Source organism: Chryseobacterium sp. MHB01 (genome assembly GCF_034651565.1).
In the GTDB taxonomy this organism is placed as follows: Bacteria; Bacteroidota; Bacteroidia; order Flavobacteriales; family Weeksellaceae; genus Chryseobacterium; species Chryseobacterium nepalense.
In genome coordinates, this window is sequence record NZ_JAYEDA010000014.1 from 1 (window position 1) to 20625 (window position 20625).

The 20625-nt window shown below is 37.0% G+C and carries 20 protein-coding genes and 1 pseudogene; 7 read left to right on the forward strand and 14 right to left on the reverse strand.

Going from position 1 to position 20625, the window contains the following annotated elements; all coding sequences use genetic code 11:
- Positions 1–286 precede the first annotated feature (286 nt).
- Positions 287–778 carry a DinB family protein gene (locus U9K52_RS18020; protein WP_322927649.1) on the forward strand — a complete coding sequence of 164 codons (492 nt, stop codon included), beginning with the start codon at positions 287–289 and terminating at the stop codon, positions 776–778.
- A gap of 110 nt (positions 779–888) precedes the next feature.
- On the opposite strand, the gene U9K52_RS18025 is transcribed toward U9K52_RS18020, so the two are convergent.
- The 3 genes and pseudogenes from U9K52_RS18025 to lptB all read right to left on the reverse strand — a co-directional run.
- On the reverse strand, positions 889–1860 hold the full coding sequence (locus U9K52_RS18025) for a YafY family protein (protein ID WP_322927650.1): 972 nt from the start codon (positions 1858–1860) through the stop codon (positions 889–891).
- 100 nt (positions 1861–1960) lie between these two features.
- Positions 1961–3688, reverse strand: a complete 1728-nt coding sequence (locus U9K52_RS18030; protein ID WP_263603833.1) for an ABC transporter ATP-binding protein — start codon at positions 3686–3688, stop codon at positions 1961–1963.
- A 500-nt stretch (positions 3689–4188) separates the two neighbouring features.
- Positions 4189–4914: pseudogene (lptB, locus tag U9K52_RS18035) on the reverse strand (LPS export ABC transporter ATP-binding protein); the annotation flags it as partial.
- A 239-nt stretch (positions 4915–5153) separates the two neighbouring features.
- On the opposite strand from lptB, the gene U9K52_RS18040 reads away from it, so the two are divergent.
- Positions 5154–5336 carry a hypothetical protein gene (locus U9K52_RS18040; protein WP_072885197.1) on the forward strand — a complete coding sequence of 61 codons (183 nt, stop codon included), beginning with the start codon at positions 5154–5156 and terminating at the stop codon, positions 5334–5336.
- A gap of 48 nt (positions 5337–5384) precedes the next feature.
- Here U9K52_RS18040 and hemB read toward each other — a convergent pair whose 3' ends face one another.
- Entirely contained in the window at positions 5385–6374 is a 990-nt protein-coding gene (gene hemB / locus U9K52_RS18045) for a porphobilinogen synthase (RefSeq protein WP_248391398.1), read from the reverse strand.
- Positions 6375–6494: 120 nt separating this feature from the next.
- Here hemB and U9K52_RS18050 point away from each other — a divergent pair, with 120 nt between their 5' ends.
- From U9K52_RS18050 to U9K52_RS18060, 3 genes are all read left to right on the forward strand, one after another.
- Positions 6495–6845 carry a T9SS type A sorting domain-containing protein gene (locus tag U9K52_RS18050; RefSeq protein ID WP_248391396.1) on the forward strand — a complete coding sequence of 117 codons (351 nt, stop codon included), beginning with the start codon at positions 6495–6497 and terminating at the stop codon, positions 6843–6845.
- Positions 6846–6948: 103 nt separating this feature from the next.
- Complete coding sequence (locus tag U9K52_RS18055) at positions 6949–7860, forward strand: ABC transporter ATP-binding protein (protein ID WP_248391394.1); 912 nt, start codon at positions 6949–6951, stop codon at positions 7858–7860.
- Positions 7861–7862: 2 nt separating this feature from the next.
- Positions 7863–9173, forward strand: a complete 1311-nt coding sequence (locus U9K52_RS18060; protein WP_322927653.1) for an ABC transporter permease — start codon at positions 7863–7865, stop codon at positions 9171–9173.
- A 73-nt stretch (positions 9174–9246) separates the two neighbouring features.
- Here the strand turns inward: U9K52_RS18060 and U9K52_RS18065 are convergent, their stop codons facing one another.
- From U9K52_RS18065 to U9K52_RS18105, 9 genes are all read right to left on the reverse strand, one after another.
- Positions 9247–9915 (reverse strand): porin family protein, encoded by a 669-nt coding sequence (locus U9K52_RS18065; protein ID WP_248391390.1) that lies wholly within the window; start codon positions 9913–9915, stop codon positions 9247–9249.
- 17 nt (positions 9916–9932) lie between these two features.
- Positions 9933–10805 carry a succinate--CoA ligase subunit alpha gene (gene sucD, locus U9K52_RS18070; protein WP_029294782.1) on the reverse strand — a complete coding sequence of 291 codons (873 nt, stop codon included), beginning with the start codon at positions 10803–10805 and terminating at the stop codon, positions 9933–9935.
- 90 nt (positions 10806–10895) lie between these two features.
- Positions 10896–11798 carry an LpxD N-terminal domain-containing protein gene (locus tag U9K52_RS18075; protein WP_248391388.1) on the reverse strand — a complete coding sequence of 301 codons (903 nt, stop codon included), beginning with the start codon at positions 11796–11798 and terminating at the stop codon, positions 10896–10898.
- A 154-nt stretch (positions 11799–11952) separates the two neighbouring features.
- Positions 11953–12519 carry an elongation factor P gene (efp, locus tag U9K52_RS18080; RefSeq protein ID WP_027379799.1) on the reverse strand — a complete coding sequence of 189 codons (567 nt, stop codon included), beginning with the start codon at positions 12517–12519 and terminating at the stop codon, positions 11953–11955.
- A 15-nt stretch (positions 12520–12534) separates the two neighbouring features.
- Positions 12535–12864 (reverse strand): hypothetical protein, encoded by a 330-nt coding sequence (locus tag U9K52_RS18085; protein ID WP_248391386.1) that lies wholly within the window; start codon positions 12862–12864, stop codon positions 12535–12537.
- 16 nt (positions 12865–12880) lie between these two features.
- Positions 12881–13669, reverse strand: a complete 789-nt coding sequence (lpxA, locus tag U9K52_RS18090) for an acyl-ACP--UDP-N-acetylglucosamine O-acyltransferase (protein ID WP_248391384.1) — start codon at positions 13667–13669, stop codon at positions 12881–12883.
- Positions 13670–15067, reverse strand: coding sequence for a bifunctional UDP-3-O-[3-hydroxymyristoyl] N-acetylglucosamine deacetylase/3-hydroxyacyl-ACP dehydratase (locus tag U9K52_RS18095; protein ID WP_072885190.1), 1398 nt, complete (start codon positions 15065–15067; stop codon positions 13670–13672).
- Positions 15068–15071: 4 nt separating this feature from the next.
- Positions 15072–16091 carry a UDP-3-O-(3-hydroxymyristoyl)glucosamine N-acyltransferase gene (gene lpxD / locus U9K52_RS18100; RefSeq protein WP_248391382.1) on the reverse strand — a complete coding sequence of 340 codons (1020 nt, stop codon included), beginning with the start codon at positions 16089–16091 and terminating at the stop codon, positions 15072–15074.
- An 88-nt stretch (positions 16092–16179) separates the two neighbouring features.
- Positions 16180–17391 (reverse strand): HD domain-containing protein, encoded by a 1212-nt coding sequence (locus tag U9K52_RS18105; protein WP_322927657.1) that lies wholly within the window; start codon positions 17389–17391, stop codon positions 16180–16182.
- 218 nt (positions 17392–17609) lie between these two features.
- On the opposite strand from U9K52_RS18105, the gene U9K52_RS18110 reads away from it, so the two are divergent.
- Positions 17610–19154, forward strand: a complete 1545-nt coding sequence (locus tag U9K52_RS18110; RefSeq protein WP_312172377.1) for a PglZ domain-containing protein — start codon at positions 17610–17612, stop codon at positions 19152–19154.
- 127 nt (positions 19155–19281) lie between these two features.
- Complete coding sequence (locus U9K52_RS18115; protein WP_248391376.1) at positions 19282–20046, forward strand: exodeoxyribonuclease III; 765 nt, start codon at positions 19282–19284, stop codon at positions 20044–20046.
- Positions 20047–20108: 62 nt separating this feature from the next.
- On the opposite strand, the gene U9K52_RS18120 is transcribed toward U9K52_RS18115, so the two are convergent.
- Entirely contained in the window at positions 20109–20480 is a 372-nt protein-coding gene (locus tag U9K52_RS18120; protein WP_072885186.1) for a septal ring lytic transglycosylase RlpA family protein, read from the reverse strand.
- Positions 20481–20625: the final 145 nt, after the last annotated feature.

Genomic DNA, 20625 nt, shown 5'->3' on the forward strand with positions numbered 1-20625 from the left:
AGTGCGGAGAGCAGGAAAAGCTTCAAATAAAATAATCAACGGCTTGTAGATATCAAATTGTTCTTAAAAGTTCCACTTTTACGAATTAAAATAAATGACCGGCCCTGCGACCGATCACTTCTCAAATTATTATTTACCTAACATTGCATAATACATAATTGTAACGCAAAAAACCTGCAGAATATTTTAGACAATTAAAAAATTTTCAATACTGAAATTCCTACTGACAAACTGTTGTCATCAACCGGTTTTATCTTTGTATCAACAATAACAAACAAATTAAATTATGACAACTACAGCAATTAACACCAAACAATTCATGACCTCCGGACAGCTACTTGAACATTGGCAGGGACACAGCAATCTTACAAGAAGAGTAATTGAGGCCTTCCCAGAAAAAGAGCTTTTTGAATTTTCCATTGGCGGAATGAGACCTTTTGCAAAACTTGTGGTTGAACTCATCAGTATCGGCGGTCCTGCTTTAAAAGGAATTGTAGAGAAAAACATGGACGGCTACAATGAAGAAGGCTTTAATCCTACAACAAAAGCAGAGTTGCTGAAGAAATGGGATGAGGAAACAGAAGTGATCAACCGTTATTTCGCGCAGATTTCGGAAGAGCGTTTCCAGGAGACATTTAATTTATTCGGACAATACGAATTTCCTGTTTACCAGAATATTCTGTATTTCGTAGACAATGAAATCCATCACCGCGGACAAGGCTACGTTTATCTGAGAGCACTTGGAATGGAACCGCCTTTTTTTTGGGAGAGATTTTAAGCTTTCTGATGCCTCTCTACAGATTACGGGTATTGATTAACAATACATATAGAACATCGTTTGTTTAAAATCTTACAATTCTATTATTAAATTTTGCAATAACCTCAGCATCAACTATTGGCTGAGGTTTTTTGGTGTTTTACGGCAATATTTTCAATAAGCTCGGCCAGTCTGGTTTTGAGAATTTCCGGTTCCAGGATGGTCGCATAATCTGCAAAAGTGATGAGCCAGCGTGGAAATCCGTCTGTAATCCATTCGGTTTCAAAGGTAAGTTCCATCCCCAGATCGGTTTCTTTTTCATCGATGAGTCCGTAATATTTTTTGGAGTTGGAAAGATGGTTGATGATCTTTTTTTCAACCAGAAGTTTTACGATGGTCTTATTTCCGTTTCCATTTTGCCTGTAGTCATTGATCTGTCCATATTCCTGAAGAAAAGGATTCTGGGTTTTAAAGATCTGTAAAATCCTGTCGACCCTGAATTGTCTGAAATCGTTCCTCAACGTACAGAAAGCCATAATATACCAATAGTTAAACTCAAAGAAAACGCCTACCGCTTCAATAGTCCTCATCGAAACGCTACCGTCAATCGTTTTATATTCCATGGTAAGCTGTCGTTTTTCAGCAATACTTTCCAAAACTATCGGAAGAATATCTTTAATATGATCTTCTGTTTCAGGATAATAATTAAAGATATCAATCTGTTTTTCAATATTCTGAATGAGGTTTTTATCTGAATATTTCAAAACAGAGCGCACTTTTTCCATGGCTGTTCTGTAGTGATTTCCCAGGCTCTGATGGGAAAATTTCTGCATCAGCTTTTCAGCCGTGATGAAACTCAGCACTTCTTCTTTGGTAAACATTACGGGCGGAAGTTTATAACCATCCATTAAAGAATAGCCGCTTCCTGCTTCTCCGATAATGGGAATCCCGGCATTTTCCAATGTTTTGATATCCCGGTAAATCGTTCTTACACTTACATCGAATTTCGCCGCCAAATCGTGCGCTCTTACAACCGGTTTCGACTGTAATTGGGTAAGAATTGCGGTTACCCGGTCAAGTTTTTTGAGATAATGATCATTCATGGGTAATTAGGGGTGAGAAGTTGGAAGTTGGAAGTTGGAAGTTAACAAAAATACTTTTCACTTTTCACTTTTTACTTTTTACTTTTTAATTATTAAACATCTAATTATCTTTAAAACTATTAACCAGTTTATCCAGATTTAAACTTCTTGCGGAAGCATCGAAAATTTCGCGGTAAGTTCCGTTAATCTGTACCAATTCATCGTGGGTTCCGCTTTCCACTACCCTTCCTCTTTTCATGACATATATTTTATCCGAATCTAAAATCTGTGATAAAGAATGCGAAATGATAATTACCGTTCTGCCTTCTTTTATAGCATCCAGAGAATTTTTAATTTGTTCTGTTGCAATGGCATCAAGACTTGCTGTGGGTTCATCAAGGAAAATAATCGGCGGATCTTTTAAGAATAGTCTGGCAATGGCAATTCTCTGCTGCTGTCCTCCGGAAAGCTGGGTAGCATCGTGATTATAACCGTTGGGTAAATCCAGAATCTGCTCATGGAGATATGCTTTTTTGGCGGCCTCTTCAATTTCCCGAAATGTTGCATCCATATTGCCATACCGGATATTGTCTTCAATGCTTCCCTGGAAAATATGGTTTTTCTGCAGTACCAAGCCAAGATCATTTCTAAGAAAAGTATTGTCAAAATTATTTAAATCAACTCCATCCAAAAGAATTTCTCCTGAATCGGGAAGATAAAATTTACATAAAAGGTTGATAATGGTAGATTTTCCGGCTCCACTGAGACCCACCAATGCCGTTGTTTTTCCATTTTCGATTTTCATGGAAACATCATATAAAGCCTGGGTTCCGTTTGGGTAAGTAAAATTGATATTTTTCAGTTCAAAATTTCCTTTGATGTCTTTTTCAACGAAATTTCCATTGGGTTCTTTCTCATTGTCAGCATTTAATATATCGAAATACCCTTCAGCATAAATCATGGCATCGTTCATATCGTCATAAATCCTGTGAAGCTGGCGAATGGGTGCCGAAACGTTATTAAAAAGCATAATATGCAGCATGATCGCTCCGATGGTCATCTGCTGATCCAGCACTAAGTAAACAGTTAAAAGGATAATCAGGACCACACCAAACTGTTCGATAAAAGTTTTTAATCCGTCATAAATAAAATTCGTTTTCCGGGTAAACATCTGGCTTTCCATAAGCTGCATCTGAAGATCATATTGCTTTTTACCTTCAAATTTTTCTCTTACAAAACTTTTAATAACCATGATGGAATTAATCAGATTTAATAATCCCGAAGTTTTCTGCTCACGCTGGTTTCTCAATGTTCTCCTTACACCACTCAGTTTTTTCGCCTGTAAAGAACTGATATAAAAATAAATGGGAACAATAATCGTAGAAACTATTCCGACGTACATATTCTGCAAGTACATGATAATTAGAGCGATAATTGCATTTGAAAAAAGAGGCAGCATATCAATGAAAAAGTTTTGAACCAGTCTGGTTAAACTTTCAATTCCCCTGTCTATCCTGATCTGCAGCTTTCCCGATTCGTGATTTTCATCATTAAAGTAAGCAACACGATAGGTAAGAATCTTGTCGATGGCTGATTGAGCCAACACCGAGCTTACATTAATCCTTATTTTTTCACCGTAAAATTTCTGTCCGAAATTGATAAAAATATTCACAAGTTCTTTCCCTAATAAAATTACCGAGATTACCACCAGCACATGAATTCCTTCCGACATCGGATGCGGAAGACGGGTAAGCTTTGTGACTTCATCTACGGTGTATTTGAGTACCAAAGGATTTACCTGGGCAGCAAGCGCTCCCAAAAATGTAAGAAACAAGGTCCCGTAAATCATCAGACGGTATGGCCTGATAAAGGGAACCAGCTGTTTATAAATTCCGAATAAGGTTAACGTTCTGTTGAATGGTTTTGCCATACAAATTCTTTTAATTGAAAACGTACCGTTTTACAATGAAAAAGGTACGTTTTATTCTATTTTTCAGCAAATAATTGCTTTAATTAATTTTCGAACATGTAAGTTGTCAGATAATGCAGTTCCTCTCTGCTCGCAGCTTTAGATTCGGCCTCCGCCTGTTCCAGTGAGTATTGGGAATTGATTTCTTTTTTCTGAAATACAAAAGCATTATTGGCCGTTTTATCCACTACATCATTGAAAATATGCTGAATCTCCGAATTTCCTAATGATGCGAAACTGATATCTTCAAAACCGTACATTAACCTCAGATCATCGAATTGTGCGAAATTCTGAGTCACAAATTCCTGCAGCTGTGCCTTAGAATCGAAGTTTCCGGCCCAGATATTATAGGCATAACTTTTCTTTTTGGGCTTATCCAAAATACTCTGATAAACGAAGTTTTCTCCCAAATACGCTTCCCGTACCTGCGGATCATTGGCAAGATCTTCCGGAAGACCTTCTTTCAGGATTCGTCCTTCAAACATAATGTAAGTCTTATTCGTAATAGCCAGCGTCTGCTGTACATTATGGTCGGTAATAAGGATTCCGATATTTTTATCTACCAGGCTTCTTACGATTTTTTGGATGTCTTCAACAGCAATTGGGTCTACTCCGGCAAAAGGTTCGTCCAGAAGGATAAAACTCGGATCCGTGGCAAGACACCGCGCAATTTCCGTTCTACGCCTCTCCCCTCCGGACAGAAGATCTCCCCTGTTTTTGCGGACATGCTGTAACGAAAATTCTTCAATCAGCTCGTCACATTTGATCTGCTGTTCACGTTTTGAAAGTTTTGTCAGCTGCAAAACTCCCATAATATTTTCTTCCACAGAGAGTTTTCGGAAGACAGAAGCTTCCTGTGCAAGGTATCCGATACCTTTTTGGGCCCTGCGATACATCGCATCCGTTGTGATTTCCTGTTTGTCTAGAAAAATTTTTCCCGAAGTAGGCTTAACCAATCCTACAATCATGTAAAAAGATGTGGTTTTTCCGGCTCCGTTCGGACCGAGCAATCCAACAATCTCTCCCTGCTGAACCTGTACAGATACGCCTTTTACAACTTTTTTCGGACCGTATTCTTTGATTAAGTTTTCTCCTCGTAAAATCATAAGGGCAAAGATAAAGTTTTTTTGAATTCAATTTTAAGATTGCTGTGATTGCAACAAAGTTTTAGCATATTTTAATAACCTCTTTCTGAGATTATTTAAATTATAATTTGCTGATAGAACATGGTACGTGAATACTTTTTAAATAACTGAATTCATTAAATAAAAATTTTATATTCTAAACTTTTATCAACAACATGTGAAAAAAATCATTAATTTAGCTCTACCAAATTATATTTATCATGAAAAAATTATCTAGAAAAGAATTGATGAATGTGAACGGAGGAAACATAAGACCTCCTGACGCTAACGGAAATTGCCCGGCAGGCTGGTATTTGTGTCCAACGAATATTTGTGTGAATGATAATGGCGGAGCAAATCCCATTGTTCCGGGATCACCTTTTTACAAGGCTTGTTTCGGATAAAAAAAACACCTCAGTTGAGGTGTTTTTTAGTAATTATCACTGATGGAATTATCTGTTTAAAATCATTGCCGCTTCTTTCGCAAAATAGGTAAAGATCATATCTGCTCCCGCTCTTTTAAAGCAGGTAAGACTTTCTACAATGGTTTTATCATTGTCCAGCCAGCCGTTCTGTGCAGCAGCTTTTACCATTGCATATTCACCACTTACATTATATACCGCTATCGGAAGATCAATAGCTTCACGAACTTTAGAGACGATATCCAAGTATGGAAGTCCCGGTTTAATCATGATAATATCTGCGCCTTCTTCAATATCCTTGAAAACTTCGTTCAATGCTTCACGTGAATTATGAAAATCCATCTGGTATGTTTTTTTATCTTTCGGAATTTCCATATTATCTTTCGGCGCACTGTCTAAAGCACTTCTGAAAGGTCCGTAAAATGAGCTCGCATATTTTGCCGCATAACTTAAAATCCCCACATCGGTAAATCCGCTCTCTTCCAACGCTTCGCGGATCACCTGAACTCTTCCGTCCATCATATCGCTCGGTGCCACAATATCTGCTCCGGCTTCTGCATGAGAGACAGACATTCTTGCCAAAGCATCATTGGTTGCATCATTCACAATTTTACCATTTTCAATGATCCCGTCGTGTCCGTAAATTGAGTAGGGATCAAGTGCTACATCGGGCATCACTACCATTTCGGGAACAGCATCTTTTATCGCTCTGATCGTGTTCTGCATTAATCCGTTCTTGTTCCATGCTTCTTTTCCGGTATTATCCTTAAGATCATCCGAAACTTTCATATACAGATTGACTGCTTTTACTCCCAAAGAAAATAATTCCTTACATTCTTTCACTGTCAGATCAATGCTTCGCCTGAAAATCCCCGGCATTGACGCAATTGGTTCTTCTTTATTCTCGCCCTCCATTACGAAGATTGGCATTACGAAATCACTTGTAGTAAGGGAGCATTCTCTTACCAGACTTCTGACAGATTCATTTACTCTCAGTCTTCTATTTCTTGAATGTATCATTTGGAATACTTTTTGAATGAAATTTAATGCAAATTTACTACAACTTAAACAAAAAAGTATTGCAGGAGATTGTAGAATTGTTTACTTTTGTTTTAATATATTTATAGAAATTGTAATTTGATGAAAAAACTTTTACTTTTATTTATCTTTTTAGGCGCTTTTGTTGGATTTTCCAATAATGCAAAAGCTCAGATAAAGGAGCCTTCAGCATTTTCTCAGAAAGCTGATGATGGTGTCCTTGTAGCCTATCCGAATCCTGCTAAGGACTTTCTGATTATAAAGGCGAAGGACTCTAATCTTAAAATTAAAAGTGTGACCTTCTATTCCATTTTGGGAACTCAGGTTGCCAATTATGCTGTAAATATGAATTCGGGGGAAATTAATATTGAAAAATTAAAACCCGGAAAATATTTGATCCGCTACATATTGAGCGACAACACCATGAAGGTTACACAAATCGTAAAACAATAATTAAATCCTGATAATCATCAGGATTTTTTCTTTTAGATTAATCTGTTTTCAATAATTCCGTAACTTTCGGAACTTTTTCATACTAATCAGTAAAAACAATTTAATGCTAAAAGCTGAACATATCAGAAAGACTTACAATGCGGGCAAAAAAGTAGCATTGGACGATTTCAGCATCCATGTTCCGAAAGGAAGCGTGTATGGTCTTTTAGGACCGAACGGAGCCGGAAAAACTTCATTTATCCGCATTATCAACCAGATTACCCAGGCAGATTCCGGAGACATTATGATCAATGGACAAAAACTCAATCCGGATCATATTAAAGATATCGGCTACATGCCTGAAGAAAGAGGGCTTTATAAAAACATGACCGTAGGAGATCAGCTTCTTTACTTTGGGGAACTTAAGGGCATGACTAAAAATGACGCTTTGAACGAAGCAAAGAAATGGTTTGATAAGCTGCATATCGATCAGTGGTGGAAAAAGAAACTGTCTGAGCTTTCCAAAGGTATGGCACAAAAGATACAGTTTGTGGTTACTGTTCTTCACAGACCTAATTTATTGATTCTGGACGAACCTTTCTCGGGTTTTGATCCTGTGAATGCCAATCTTATTAAGGACCAGATTATTGATCTTAAAAACAATGGCACCACAATAATTCTTTCAACACACCGTATGGAAAGCGTGGAAGAAATGTGTGATTATGTTGCGCTTATTAATAACTCTAAAAAAATTATTGACGGAAGAGTATTTGATGTGAGGGAAAAATTCAAAAAAAATATTTTTGGGATTACACTTTCGGAAGTACAGGATATTCAGTTTGATAATTTTAAAAGAAAATATGATCTTTTCAATATTGTAAATGAAAACAATCTTATTTCCTTTGATCTTAAAAACGAAACGAATCAAAATGATATTCTCCTTGAACTGGTACATATAGGAAAAGTGCGTTCGTTTGAAGAGAAGATCCCGAGTATGAATGAAGTTTTTATTAATGCAGTAAGCAGCAATATTTAATTATGAATAATATTTTTTTAATTACAAAAAGGGAATTTCTGACGCAGGTTAAGAAAAAATCCTTCATTATACTGACGATTCTGGCGCCTATTCTCCTTGTTGCATTCGGAGCGGTTATCGGTCTTATGTTCAAAGCTAATGAGTCTCACAGCGTTATTGAAGTTGTTGATAAAAGTGGATTATTTACCCATAAGCTGAAATCTTCAGACCAGCTGAAATACATTTTTGTTTCGGCAGCAGATGAAAAGTCGAAAATTAACAATCTAAAAGGTAACGAATCATTAGATGGTATCTTAGTATTACCGAAACTTAAAAATAAGAACTTCGATGATCTTCAGAAAAACACAAGGCTTGTTATTAATAATAAAATAGGCTTTGATACCAAGCAAAAAATTGTTTCTGACATTAATGAAGTTATTAAAAAAGAAAAAATAAAGCAATTAGGTATTGCAGAAATCCAGCTCATCAATCTTGATAAAAGCTTTACCCTTAAAACGATTAATGTTTCTGAAAACAATAAGGAAGATTCTGATCTTGCGTTTGGGGTAAAAAGCGGGTTGAGCATCCTTCTGATGTATGTCACTTTCATGTTTATCATTATTTACGGAGTAAGGGTAATGCGTAGCGTGCTGGAAGAAAAAAATAACCGTGTGGTGGAAATAATCATTTCTTCAGTTAAACCTTTTGAGCTGATGATGGGGAAAATATTAGGCGTTACGCTTGTAGCCTTAACACAGTTTGTTGTCTGGATCACTATGTCTGTAATTGGTGCTCTGGTTCTGAATACAGGATTTTCATCGATTCAGAAAAACATCCCCGGAGGAAATGAAGAACTGGCTAATAAGTTAGATGTTACACAGATTGCCACCCAGGTTTCCCACAGTTTGCTGGAGCTTAATTTTCCGCTGATCATTTTTGTATTTATCGTGTTTTTCCTTTTGGGATACATTTTTTACAGTTCCATATATGCAGCGATTGGATCTGCGGTAGACAATGAGACGGAAACACAGCAATTCACACTTTTTGCCATTCTTCCTTTAATGCTGGGCATGTACGGCAGTTTTTCTTTAATGAATAATCCGGATGGTCCGCTGGGCTTCTGGCTGTCCATTATTCCTTTCACTTCTCCTGTCGCCATGATTGCAAGAATACCTTTTGGAGTTCCTGCATGGCAGATTGCTTTATCAATCGCCCTACTCTTGGGAACTACTATTTTTATGATTTTTTTAGCCGGAAAAATATATAGGGTGGGTATCCTGATGTATGGAAATAAAGCGACCTTAAAAGAGCTCTGGAAATGGATTAAAGGATAATGAATATAGATAGAGTTAGAATAAAAATCCCGAAGTAAAGTTCGGGATTTTTTATGCTTGAATTACATAATTTTTATCTAAAAATATAGTTCAGACTTATACTGAGAACCTGTTCAGATTTATTTTTAGTAGTTCCCTGCGGTTCATAATCAAGACCGGGATACGTATTGGAAAGTCCAAAATCATATCTTGCAGCTACTTCCAGTTGTCTTTTATAGCTGTAGCCCACTCCAAAGCCGATTCCAAGGTTAAAGCTATTCGCTTTTCCATTGACATTAGGCAAAGACGATACCGTAACATCCGGGTCGTAATAAGGTCTTGATACGGGAGCGTTTTTTGTCCGCTGGTCTATCAAAAAATTAAATCTTGGTCCTATCAATCCGAAGAATTCTGATTCTGCCTCGGAGAAATAGGCCTTAAAACTGATTGGTACACTAAGATAATTATTGGCATAGACAGCATCATAACCATCTTTACCTTTAAAATCTTTATCTTTTCCTGTTTCTCCTGCCCCGAAATATTGTATTTCAGGCTGAAGGAAAAACTGATTAGTGCTGCCTACAGGAATCAGAGCAAGAAATCCTGCCTGTACCGTAAGTCTTCTTCCTGAGGGATTGTGAGCATTTTTTACTGCCGAAAGATTACCTCCGGCAGACACCCCAAATCTTGTACTGCTGAAGTCTATTTGTGCGAAAGACATCACCGACAATAACAAGGCGGAGGATAATAAAAATTTTTTCATTGTGTATATTTTTTAAATTATGCTAAAACCTTAGCCACGGTAACACCAATATCAGCAGGGGAATCTACTACATTGATACCGTTTTCTCTCATGATCTCCATCTTTGCCTGGGCTGTGTCTTCAGCGCCACCAACGATAGCACCTGCATGTCCCATTGTTCTTCCTTTAGGAGCAGTTTGTCCTGCAATGAAACCTACTACCGGCTTTGTAGAACCGCTGGCTTTGTACCATCTTGCTGCTTCTGCTTCAAGACCCCCACCGATTTCTCCGATCATTACAACTGCTTCCGTTTCAGGATCATTGATGAATAATTCCAAAGCTTCTCTGGTCGTAGTTCCGATAATAGGATCTCCACCGATACCAATCGCTGTAGAAATACCAAAACCGGCTCTTACTACCTGATCTGCTGCTTCATAAGTAAGCGTACCGGATTTTGAAACGATACCTACTTTACCTTTTTTGAAAACGAAACCTGGCATAATACCAATTTTAGCTTCTTCAGAAGTAATGATTCCCGGGCAGTTCGGACCGATTAATCTGCAGTCTCTGTCGGCAATATAAGATTTTACTTTCACCATATCTGCTACAGGAATACCTTCGGTAATACATACAATTACTTTAATGCCCGCTTCGGCAGCTTCCATAATGGCATCAGCAGCAAATGCAGGGGGTACGAAAATGATACTCACGTTTGCTCCGGCTTTTGCCACAGCATCAGCTACAGTATTGAATACAGGTTTCCCAAGGTGCTCGCTTCCTCCTTTTCCCGGAGTAACACCACCTACAACGTTGGTTCCGTATTCGATCATCTGGCTTGCGTGGAAAGTACCTTCATTCCCCGTAAATCCTTGTACAATTACTTTAGAATCTTTGTTTACTAAAATTGACATTTTATTATTTATTTAATTTATTTATTAATTTTTAAATGCACACAAATTTAATTAAATTTCTTTGATTAAAGATAAATCTAAACAATTTGTTTATTTGAGATTTCTCAGTTTAACCTCTTTTTTCAGATAGGTTCTGAAGTCTTCTGCAAGGAAACCGAAGTATGTTCCTTTAGTTAAATCTCTGTTCACTCCGGCTTTTGCGAGTAAAACGGTCCCTTTTTCTATTCTGAGACCAGATGCGATCCCCACCTGCCCCCAGATGGTTACTTCATCTTCAATGATACAGCATCCTGCAATTCCCGTCTGGGAAGCAATAAGGCATCTTTTACCGATTACCGTATCATGTCCTATCTGGATCTGGTTATCTAAAACAGAACCTTCACCGATAACCGTAGAATCCGTCACACCTCTGTCAATTGTACATCCGTTTCCAATTTCAACGTTACTTTCAATGACTACATTTCCAACAGAGATTAAACGATCAAAGTTACCGTCCAGTTTTCTGTAATAGAATGCATCACCACCTAAAACCGTATTCGACTGAATGACAACATTGTCGCCGATGACTGTTCTGTCGCCAATCACAACATTCGGGAAGATAAGGGTGTTTTTTCCTATTTTAACATTGTTTCCTATGACTGCCGAACGATGAATATGCGTTCCTTCACCAATTTCAACATCATGAAGCTCTTCCGTGAAGTTATAAATTCTTGTAAAATGGGTATTGATCTTATTAAAATCCCTGAAAGGGTCTTCAGAAACCAAAAGAGCTTTTCCTTCAGGACATTCCACTTCTTTATCAATAAGAATAATGGTAGCTGCGGAATTCAGGGCTTTGTCATAATATTTCGGATGGTTTACAAAAACAATATCACCTGGTTTTACCATATGAATTTCGTTTGTTCCCAGTACTTCAAAATCTTCAGGACCTATGAATTTAGCTCCGATAATATCAGCAATTGTTCTAAGTTTTTGTGGCTGATGAAACTTCATATTTTTAATGAGGTTTAAATTTTATCAAAATATGTCAAATATTATCGGACTTATATCCGATTTTATAAATCTTCCTTTTGGGACTATTTGAGACTTTTATAAACAAAAATTCGGTCTGCTTTCACATTCCGAATTTCTGTAAATTGTATTAAAATTATTCTTTAACTCTTTCTAAGTAAGAACCGTCTTCCGTACTTACTTTAATTTTGTCTCCCGGCTCAATAAATAAAGGAACCATTACTCTTGCTCCTGTTTCAACGATAGCGTTTTTAAGAGCATTGGTTGCTGTATTACCTTTTACTCCAGGATCAGCCTCTACTACTTCAAGGTAAACAGACTGTGGTAATTCTGCAGATAAAGGTGTTTCATCTGCTTCTTTAAGAATGATAGTAACTTCTTCACCGGCTTTCATAAGGTTTGAATTTTCAATCATTTCCTTATTCAGGTAAAGCTGAGAAAAATCGTCATTATTCATGAAGTGGAATCCGTTCTCATCATCATAAAGATACTGATATTTTCTGGTGATTACTTTTACTTCGTCGATTTTGTGACCTGCAGAGAAAGTATTATCAATTACTTTTCCGTTGGTTACAGATTTTAACTTTGTTCTAACGAAAGCAGGACCTTTTCCCGGTTTTACGTGAAGAAATTCGATAACTTTATAAATATCGTTGCTGTACTCAATACAAAGCCCTTTTCTGATATCGTTACTTGTTGCCATTAATTTTGTATATAATTATTTTCTTTTGTTAAATTGTATTCCCTCCCCCTGCGGTATCATTCTGTTGAATGTATTGTTATTAAAAGTGTTTACATTATTCTGCAAACGGTTCACATTCATCTGAACTTCCGAATTATAAGGATTCGCCGTTCCAAAAACGGAGCTTGAATTATCCTTTTTCAGGATAGATTTAAAATTACTTCTGGCGAGGCTGTCTTGAGACTTCTCGGGAAGTTTTCTTTCCAGGATGGAATTCTTTGTTGTTTTCTGAGTTTTTAATCCTTCCGTTTGCTGTCCAAACACAGAAGTCGCTGAAAGCATGATAAAAAAGATTAAAATTTTCATATTTTAATTTTGCTGATTACTCTTTTCCGGTTCCGTAGCCTTTTACGATTCCTCTCGGAGAGTTTTGGATGAACTGAAGGATCTCATCTCTCTCTGCAGTAGGAAGCATTTCTTTTTCAATATGTGAAATCGCCTGGGAAACATTCATTTTCATCTGGAAAATAGCTCTGTAGATTTTCTGGATTTCAAATATCTTCTCATTAGTAAATCCTCTTCTTCTTAATCCTACAGAATTGATTCCTGCATAAGACATCGGCTCTCTCGCAACTTTTACATAAGGTGGAATATCTTTTCTTACCAGTGTACCTCCGGAAATCATTACATGTTTTCCGATTTTCCCAAACTGATGCACTGCGGATAATCCCCCCATTACGGTATAATCACCAATTTCTACATGTCCGGCGATCCCGCAACCGTTTACAATGATAACGTGATCTCCTATCACACAGTCATGTGCAATATGCGATGTTGCCATGATGAGACAGTTGGTCCCGATTTTAGTATATCCGAGTGCTTTTGTCCCTCGGTTTACGGTAACACATTCTCTGATGGTGGTTTCATCCCCGATGATAACCTGAGTATCTTCACCATCAAATTTCAAATCCTGAGGAATTGCTGAAATTACGGTTCCCGGGAAAATTCTGCAGTTTTTACCAATTCTTGCTCCATCCATGATGGTAACATTGGGACCAATCCATGTTCCTTCTCCTATTTCTACGTCCCCTGCAATGGTAGTGAAAGGTTCTACGATTACATTTTTGCTGATTTTCGCACGCTTATCTACGGCTGCTAATTGATGAATCATTTAATCAACTTTATTTTTTGCAACTTGAGCCATTAATTCTGCTTCTACGGCAACCGCATCCCCTACATATCCGTAGCCCTGCATGTGGACGATTCCTCTTCTGATCGGCTCGATCAATTCAATCTTGAAAATAATGGTATCTCCCGGCACTACTTTTCTTTTGAATTTTACTTTATCAATTTTTATGAAATAGGTAGAGTAATTTTCAGGATCTGGAACACTTGCCAATACAAGAATACCTCCTGTCTGTGCCAATGCTTCCACCTGTAAAACGCCCGGCATTACAGGCTCTTTTGGAAAATGTCCTACGAAGAATGGTTCGTTCATCGTTACATTTTTCAGCCCTACAACATGGGAATCTGAAAGTTCAAGAATTTTATCAATCAGCAAAAACGGTGGTCTGTGCGGCATCAGCCTCATGATTCCGTTGATGTCAAAAACCGGTTCTTTGGTAAGATCAAAGTCCGGAACATTTTTCTTTTTCTGCAGTTTCCACTGGCGGTTAAGTTTTTTCGCAAACTGGGTATTTACATAATGTCCCGGTTTGTTGGCAATAACTTTTCCTTTTATTTTTACTCCTGCCAAAGCCAGATCCCCAATCACATCCAGTAATTTGTGTCTTGCAGCTTCATTAGGATAATTTAAATTTAAATTGTCAAGAATTCCGTTTGGTCTTATTGAAACATTATCCTTACCGAAGGCTTTTTTAAGCTTTTCTGTGGTTTCCGGCGTAAGATCCTTATCTACATATACAATAGCGTTTGATATATCACCTCCTTTGATAAGACCGTGATCCAACAGCATCTCCAGCTCATGTAAGAAACTGAATGTTCTTGCTGAGGAAATCTCATCTTTAAATTCTGAAATATTTTTAAGAGTGGCATTTTGTGTCCCCAGAACCTTAGTCCCAAAGTCTACCATAGTTGTCACTTCGTAGGTATCAGAAGGGATAATGGTAATTTCAGATCCCGTAGCAGGATCACTGTATGTAAGCACTTCTTTTACAACAAGATATTCTCTTGCAATATTCTGTTCAACTACACCAACACTTTCAATCGCTTCAACAAAATACTTTGAAGATCCATCGAGAATCGGAGGTTCCGAAGCATCCATTTCAAGAATCGCATTATCGATATCACAACCTACCAATGCGGCTAAAAGATGCTCGCAAGTCGTAATTTTAACACCTAATTTTTCTAATGTTGTCCCTCTTTCCGTAGCTACTACATAATTAACATCTGCTTCTACCTGCGGATGTCCTTCAAGGTCTGTTCTTACAAAAACAAAACCTGTATTTTCTTTGGCAGGTTTCATGGTCAGTTTTACTTCTTTACCAGTATGAAGTCCGATCCCGGAAAGTGTTACTTCTTGCTGAAGCGTTTTTTGCATATCACTCATTAGTTTAATCTTTTGAGTTATTCTCAAGATTTTTTATTCTATTAACAATTTCAGTAAAGTTTCTGAAATGAATGTAGTTTCTCAGATAATCATTATAATTAATTGCCGGTGAGCCGTACAACGTTTCTTTATCATTAACGCTGGAATTTACGCCACTCTGCGCCTGAATTTTCACCTGACTTCCTATTTTAATATGACCTACGATACCTACCTGGCCGCCGATCTGGTTCCAGTCGCCAATGGTTGTAGAGCCTGCAATACCGGCCTGTGCCGCAATTACATTATTTTTACCGATCTTAACATTATGTGCGATCTGAATCAGGTTATCTATTTTTGTACCTTTTCCTATAACGGTAGATCCGATGGTTGCGCGGTCAATACTACAGTTTGATCCTATTTCCACATCATCTTCAATGATTACATTCCCCAACTGCGGAATTTTTTTAAATCCTTCAGGTGTCGGCTGGAAACCAAATCCATCTCCACCTATTACCGTATTGGAGTGAATCACACAGTTGTCCCCGATGATGCAGTAGTCATAAATTCTGGCGCCGCTGTCTATTTTGCAGTTTTTACCGATTTTTACCCCCTTCCCTATATAAACATGAGGGTAGATCTGAGATCCTTCCCCTATTTTTGCTTTCTCTGAAACATAGGTAAAAGCCCCGATATAGGCTTTATCACCGATTACTGCCGTTTCATGGATTGAAGAGCCATTCTCTATACCTTCTTTTTTTCCCTGCATTTCCTGATAAAGGTTCATGAGTATCTGAAAAGAAAGATAGGCATCTTTCACCGATATAATGGTAGAATTATAAGAATCTTTTGTAATAAGACTTTCTGAAACAATGATAACGGAGCACTTTGAGGTATCTAAATAATGCGTAAATCTATCTTGTGCTATAAAAGAAAGATGTCCTGTTTCCCCGCTTTCAATAGGTGAAACTCCAGTAATAAGTGCACTTTCGTCACCTATTATTTTTCCGTCAATAAAACTTGCAATTTGCGAAGCTGTAAATTCCATATTCTGCAAAGATAAGAAATTCTATAATTCGCAAACATTTTTTGGTTTTCGGAAAGTAAAATTTTAATAATATTTAAGAAAATGTATTTTAAATATCCCTTGGATACATGAGAATATAGCGTTGGGTCTTATTTATCATAAGTCCTGATAAAAGCTGATCTTCCGACTCTTCAAGTCTTATTTTTTTTCCGCTTTTCTGAAGGAGATAAATAGGCTGTTTTTCTGTATCATAAGGCAGAAGTTTTCTTTTAATTTCATGAACAAGCTCTTCTCCATTATCAATTCCGAAAAAATCATTGGTTTTTTTTATTTTTTCTTTAATGAATTCCTGTTCAAAAGGATGTGATGAGATAATTGTTCTGGGAAGGTTCCTCTGTATGATACATTTGCACCAATATGACAATATATGATCTTCTGCATTCTGCCACAGTTTCATTGCATGAATAATATCATTATCGTCCAGCTGAGTAAATCGTTTTACGTCTTCATCAGTAGCTGCACTTTTTTCACGATAAAGGAAATATTTGAGATTATCTCCGGCAGGAAGATCTATTCCCTGAGAAACAAGATATTTGGCGCGCTCCAGAATTTTCACCAGTAAAAATTCAGCAAGCGCCGATGTTTTATGATAATATACCTGCCAGTACATGAACATTCTGGCTGTTAAAAAATTTTCTATAGAATATACTCCTTTTGCATCAATTACCAATTCTCCCTCCTCACAAACATTCATCATGGAAATGATGCGCTGGGTATTGATACTGCCTTCCGAAACTCCTGTAAAAAAGCTGTCGCGTTTCAGATAATCAAGCCTGTCTACATCCAACTGCGAAGAAATCAGCTGATTGAAAAATTTCCGGTGATATCTTCCCTGAAACATCTCAATAGCGCAGGAAAGCGCTCCTTCAAACTCAACATTCAGTCGATTCATCAACAGCAGTGACAGCGTCTCGTGATGCCAGTCGTCCATCAGCATACTCTCTAAAGCATGAGAGAAAGGGCCGTGACCGATATCGTGCATTAAAATCGCCAGCATTGCTCCTTTTTCTTCATTTTCTGATATTTTCACACCTTTTTGTTTCAATGTTTCAAGTGCTGTGAACATGAGATGCATCGCTCCCAGTGCATGATGAAATCTTGTATGCGTTGCTCCCGGAAAAATAAGATTCAGAAGGCCCGTTTGCCCGATTCTTCTTAACCGCTGAAAATAAGGATGCTCAATAATATCAAATAAGATTTCGTGTGGGATTCTGATAAAACCGTGAACCGGATCATTAATGATTTTGAGTTTATTCTGCATGGAAAACGTCTGAATTTAGAAACAAATTTAAGGATTTTAAAATTGAACATGGTTTAAAACATTATTAAAAAATCGGACCGAAATTCCTGAATAATTATTATCCGGAAATATTGCAGTTTTCATTAACTTATATTTAACTTTACACATGTTCATTTTGGCAGATTTTAATGTTAGTTGGTCGGCAATTTGATACAATAACCATGTAAAAAAATAAATTTATGTCGGAAAAGATATTATGGATAGATGATGAAATTGATCTCCTTAAACCTCACATTGTATTCCTTGAAAAAAAGGGCTATCAGGTAACCCCTGTAAACAATGTTAATGAGGCTTTGGAGCTGATGGATTCTGAAAAATTCGCATTAACGCTAATTGATGAAAATATGCCCGGAATCTCCGGACTTGAAGCTATCCCTATGATTAAGGATAAAGATAATTCCTTAAAAATAGTAATGGTAACCAAAAGTGAAGAAGAACACATTATGGAGGAGGCCATCGGATCACAGATTGCAGATTATATTCTCAAACCAGTGAATCCCAACCAGATTTTGCTTTCTTTAAAGAAAAATCTTCAACAGGACAATCTTGTGGAACAGAAGACGATTCTTCAGTACCAGCAGGAATTCAGGAATCTTTCGATGGAACTCTCTTACCTGAGAACCTATCAGGAATGGGCAGAATATTATAAGAAAATTTTAAATTGGGAAATTAAATTCGATAAGGTTACAGACAATGAATTTGCGGATCTTTTACAATCGCAGAAAGAAGAAGCGAATATCCAGTTTGCCAAGTTTATCGAAAACAACTACGAAGACTGGCTCCACGATTCTGACAAACCGATCATGAGCCATACACTTTTTAAAGAAAAAGTAAAGCCTGAAGTAGAAAAGGAAAAAGTTCTGCTGTTGATGGTCGACAATCTGCGTTATGATCAGTGGAAAGTAATTGAGCCGTTATTCACTAAATATTACAACAAGATTTCTGAGGACTATTATTACAGTATTCTTCCTACGGCGACCCAATATGCGAGAAATTCATTTTTTGCAGGGCTTATGCCTTCAGAAATTGAAAAACGTTTCCCGGATAAATGGTTTAACGATAACGAAGAAGGAAATAAAAATGAATATGAGCGTGATTTCCTAGAAGATCAGATGAAAAGGATTGGCCTTGGCTCCAAGTCCATGAAATACCTTAAAGTCCTGAATGCAGATTTTGAGCGAAAGATTTATGATGATTTTAACCAGCATAAAAACAATGACCTTTTAGTGATCGTGTATAATTTCATTGATATTCTTTCTCATGCGAAAACAGACAACCATATTGTTGATCAATTGATCCGTGATGATAAGACTTTCCGATCACTTACTTTAAACTGGTTTGAAAATTCTTCATTAATGAAAATTATTAAAGTTGCAGCTGAAAACGGATTTAAACTTGTGATAACCACAGACCACGGAACGGTTTACGTTAAAAAACCAAGCAAGGTAGTAGGTGACAGAGAAACTTCAACCAACATCCGTTATAAGACAGGAAAAAGCTTAACATACGACAGCAGTGATGTATGGGCTATTACCAATCCTGAAAAATTATTTTTACCAAAAGGAAATTTAAGCTCAAAGTATATTTTTGCCAAGAATAATATCTTCCTTGCCTATCCTAAAAATTACAATCATTTTGTGAATTATTACAAAGAGACTTATCAGCACGGAGGAATTTCACTGGAAGAGTGCATTATCCCGATCAGCATTCTGGAACCTAAATAGCAGATGGTTTTGGCAGTTTGCCAATGGCTTTATCAATATCATGTTTCGGGCGGAAAAATCGAAGATTTTTCCGCCCGAAACTATTTTAAGACCATAAAGACTTTGTATTTTTGAAAAAAATTAAATTTTGAGATTAATTACTTATAACGTTAATGGAATACGGGCTGCTTTCACCAAAGATTTTTTAGGATGGCTGAAATCTGCGGATCCTGACATCATCTGTATTCAGGAAAGCAAAGCGGGAAACGATCAGATTGATATCGAAAGCCTCGAAAAGCTGGGTTATCACAGTTACTGGCATTCGGCTGTTAAAAAAGGCTACAGCGGGGTTGGAATAGCTTCTAAAATAAAGCCCAATCACGTGGAATACGGCTGCGGTATTGAAAGCTATGATAACGAAGGAAGGATAATCCGTGCTGATTTTGACGGGTTTTCTGCAATTTCCGTTTATGTTCCGTCTGCTTCCAATATCGAAAGGCTGGATTTTAAAATGCAGTTCTGCTATGACTTTTTAGAGTATATTAAAAATTTAAAGAAGGAAATTCCCAACCTTATTATTTCAGGCGATTTTAATATCTGTCATGAAGCGATTGACATTCACAATCCAATCGGATTAAAGAATGTTTCCGGCTTCTTACCAATGGAAAGAGAATGGATGACGAATTTCATCAATGAATGCGAGCTGATTGACAGCTTCAGGTTTTTTAACAATGAACCTGATCATTACACATGGTGGAGCTACCGGCAAAATTCAAGAGAGCGAAATAAAGGCTGGAGGCTGGATTATAATTTTACTTCCTATACTTTAAAAGATAAGCTTACGAGAGCTGTTATATTAAAGGAAGCAGTGCATTCCGATCATTGTCCTGCACTTGTGGAAATCAGTTTATAGTATTGCATTATAAAAGAAAAAAGCCAACTGCGAAAGTTGGCTTTTTAATTTAAATCATAAAATTAATCGACAATTTCATATTCCACCGGAATCGTACCGCGGTCGGTATCTCCGATTTCATCGAACGCAGCTTTAGACATATCTAAAGCTCTTGACGAATGGTAAGGTCCTCTATCATTAATTTTCACAATTACCTCTTTACCATTATTCAGGTTGGTTACCTTAATGTTTGTTCCAAAAGGAAGCGTTCTGTTGGCTGCAGTAAATTTTGCATTATCGAAAATCTCTCCGCTGGCCGTTTTTCTACCGTTAAATTTATCGTGGTAGTACGATGCATAACTTGTTTTTTTCGCATCTATGGCATTCATTTTGAATGAATAAACACCAAGGGTTGAAATCATCATTATGATTACGAGAATTAATCTTTTCATCATTTTGAACTTTTATTTGTTTGACGAGGCAAATGTATCAGGAATCTTTTAACGAGCCTATTTTATATGTTAACGGATGTTAATAAAAACTAAAACAAATGTTAATTTATGTTTTAAATTACTGATTATCAACAACTAAAACCATATT

Bases quoted from the DNA above. Each gene is read 5' to 3' on its own strand.
- U9K52_RS18060 (WP_322927653.1), top strand. From the start codon at position 7,863: ATGAATAATATTTTTTTAATTACAAAAAGGGAATTTCTGACGCAGGTT.
- hemB (WP_248391398.1), bottom strand. From the start codon at position 6,374: ATGATACATTCAAGAAATAGAAGACTGAGAGTAAATGAATCTGTCAGA.
- U9K52_RS18050 (WP_248391396.1), top strand. From the start codon at position 6,495: ATGAAAAAACTTTTACTTTTATTTATCTTTTTAGGCGCTTTTGTTGGA.
- lpxA (WP_248391384.1), bottom strand. From the start codon at position 13,669: ATGATTCATCAATTAGCAGCCGTAGATAAGCGTGCGAAAATCAGCAAA.
- U9K52_RS18065 (WP_248391390.1), bottom strand. From the start codon at position 9,915: ATGAAAAAATTTTTATTATCCTCCGCCTTGTTATTGTCGGTGATGTCT.
- U9K52_RS18075 (WP_248391388.1), bottom strand. From the start codon at position 11,798: ATGAAGTTTCATCAGCCACAAAAACTTAGAACAATTGCTGATATTATC.
- U9K52_RS18105 (WP_322927657.1), bottom strand. From the start codon at position 17,391: ATGCAGAATAAACTCAAAATCATTAATGATCCGGTTCACGGTTTTATC.
- U9K52_RS18020 (WP_322927649.1), top strand. From the start codon at position 287: ATGACAACTACAGCAATTAACACCAAACAATTCATGACCTCCGGACAG.
- sucD (WP_029294782.1), bottom strand. From the start codon at position 10,805: ATGTCAATTTTAGTAAACAAAGATTCTAAAGTAATTGTACAAGGATTT.
- U9K52_RS18025 (WP_322927650.1), bottom strand. From the start codon at position 1,860: ATGAATGATCATTATCTCAAAAAACTTGACCGGGTAACCGCAATTCTT.
- U9K52_RS18110 (WP_312172377.1), top strand. From the start codon at position 17,610: ATGTCGGAAAAGATATTATGGATAGATGATGAAATTGATCTCCTTAAA.
- U9K52_RS18040 (WP_072885197.1), top strand. From the start codon at position 5,154: ATGAAAAAATTATCTAGAAAAGAATTGATGAATGTGAACGGAGGAAAC.
- efp (WP_027379799.1), bottom strand. From the start codon at position 12,519: ATGGCAACAAGTAACGATATCAGAAAAGGGCTTTGTATTGAGTACAGC.
- U9K52_RS18055 (WP_248391394.1), top strand. From the start codon at position 6,949: ATGCTAAAAGCTGAACATATCAGAAAGACTTACAATGCGGGCAAAAAA.
- lpxD (WP_248391382.1), bottom strand. From the start codon at position 16,091: ATGGAATTTACAGCTTCGCAAATTGCAAGTTTTATTGACGGAAAAATA.
- U9K52_RS18095 (WP_072885190.1), bottom strand. From the start codon at position 15,067: ATGAGTGATATGCAAAAAACGCTTCAGCAAGAAGTAACACTTTCCGGG.
- U9K52_RS18085 (WP_248391386.1), bottom strand. From the start codon at position 12,864: ATGAAAATTTTAATCTTTTTTATCATGCTTTCAGCGACTTCTGTGTTT.
- U9K52_RS18030 (WP_263603833.1), bottom strand. From the start codon at position 3,688: ATGATTTACGGGACCTTGTTTCTTACATTTTTGGGAGCGCTTGCTGCC.
- U9K52_RS18120 (WP_072885186.1), bottom strand. From the start codon at position 20,480: ATGATGAAAAGATTAATTCTCGTAATCATAATGATGATTTCAACCCTT.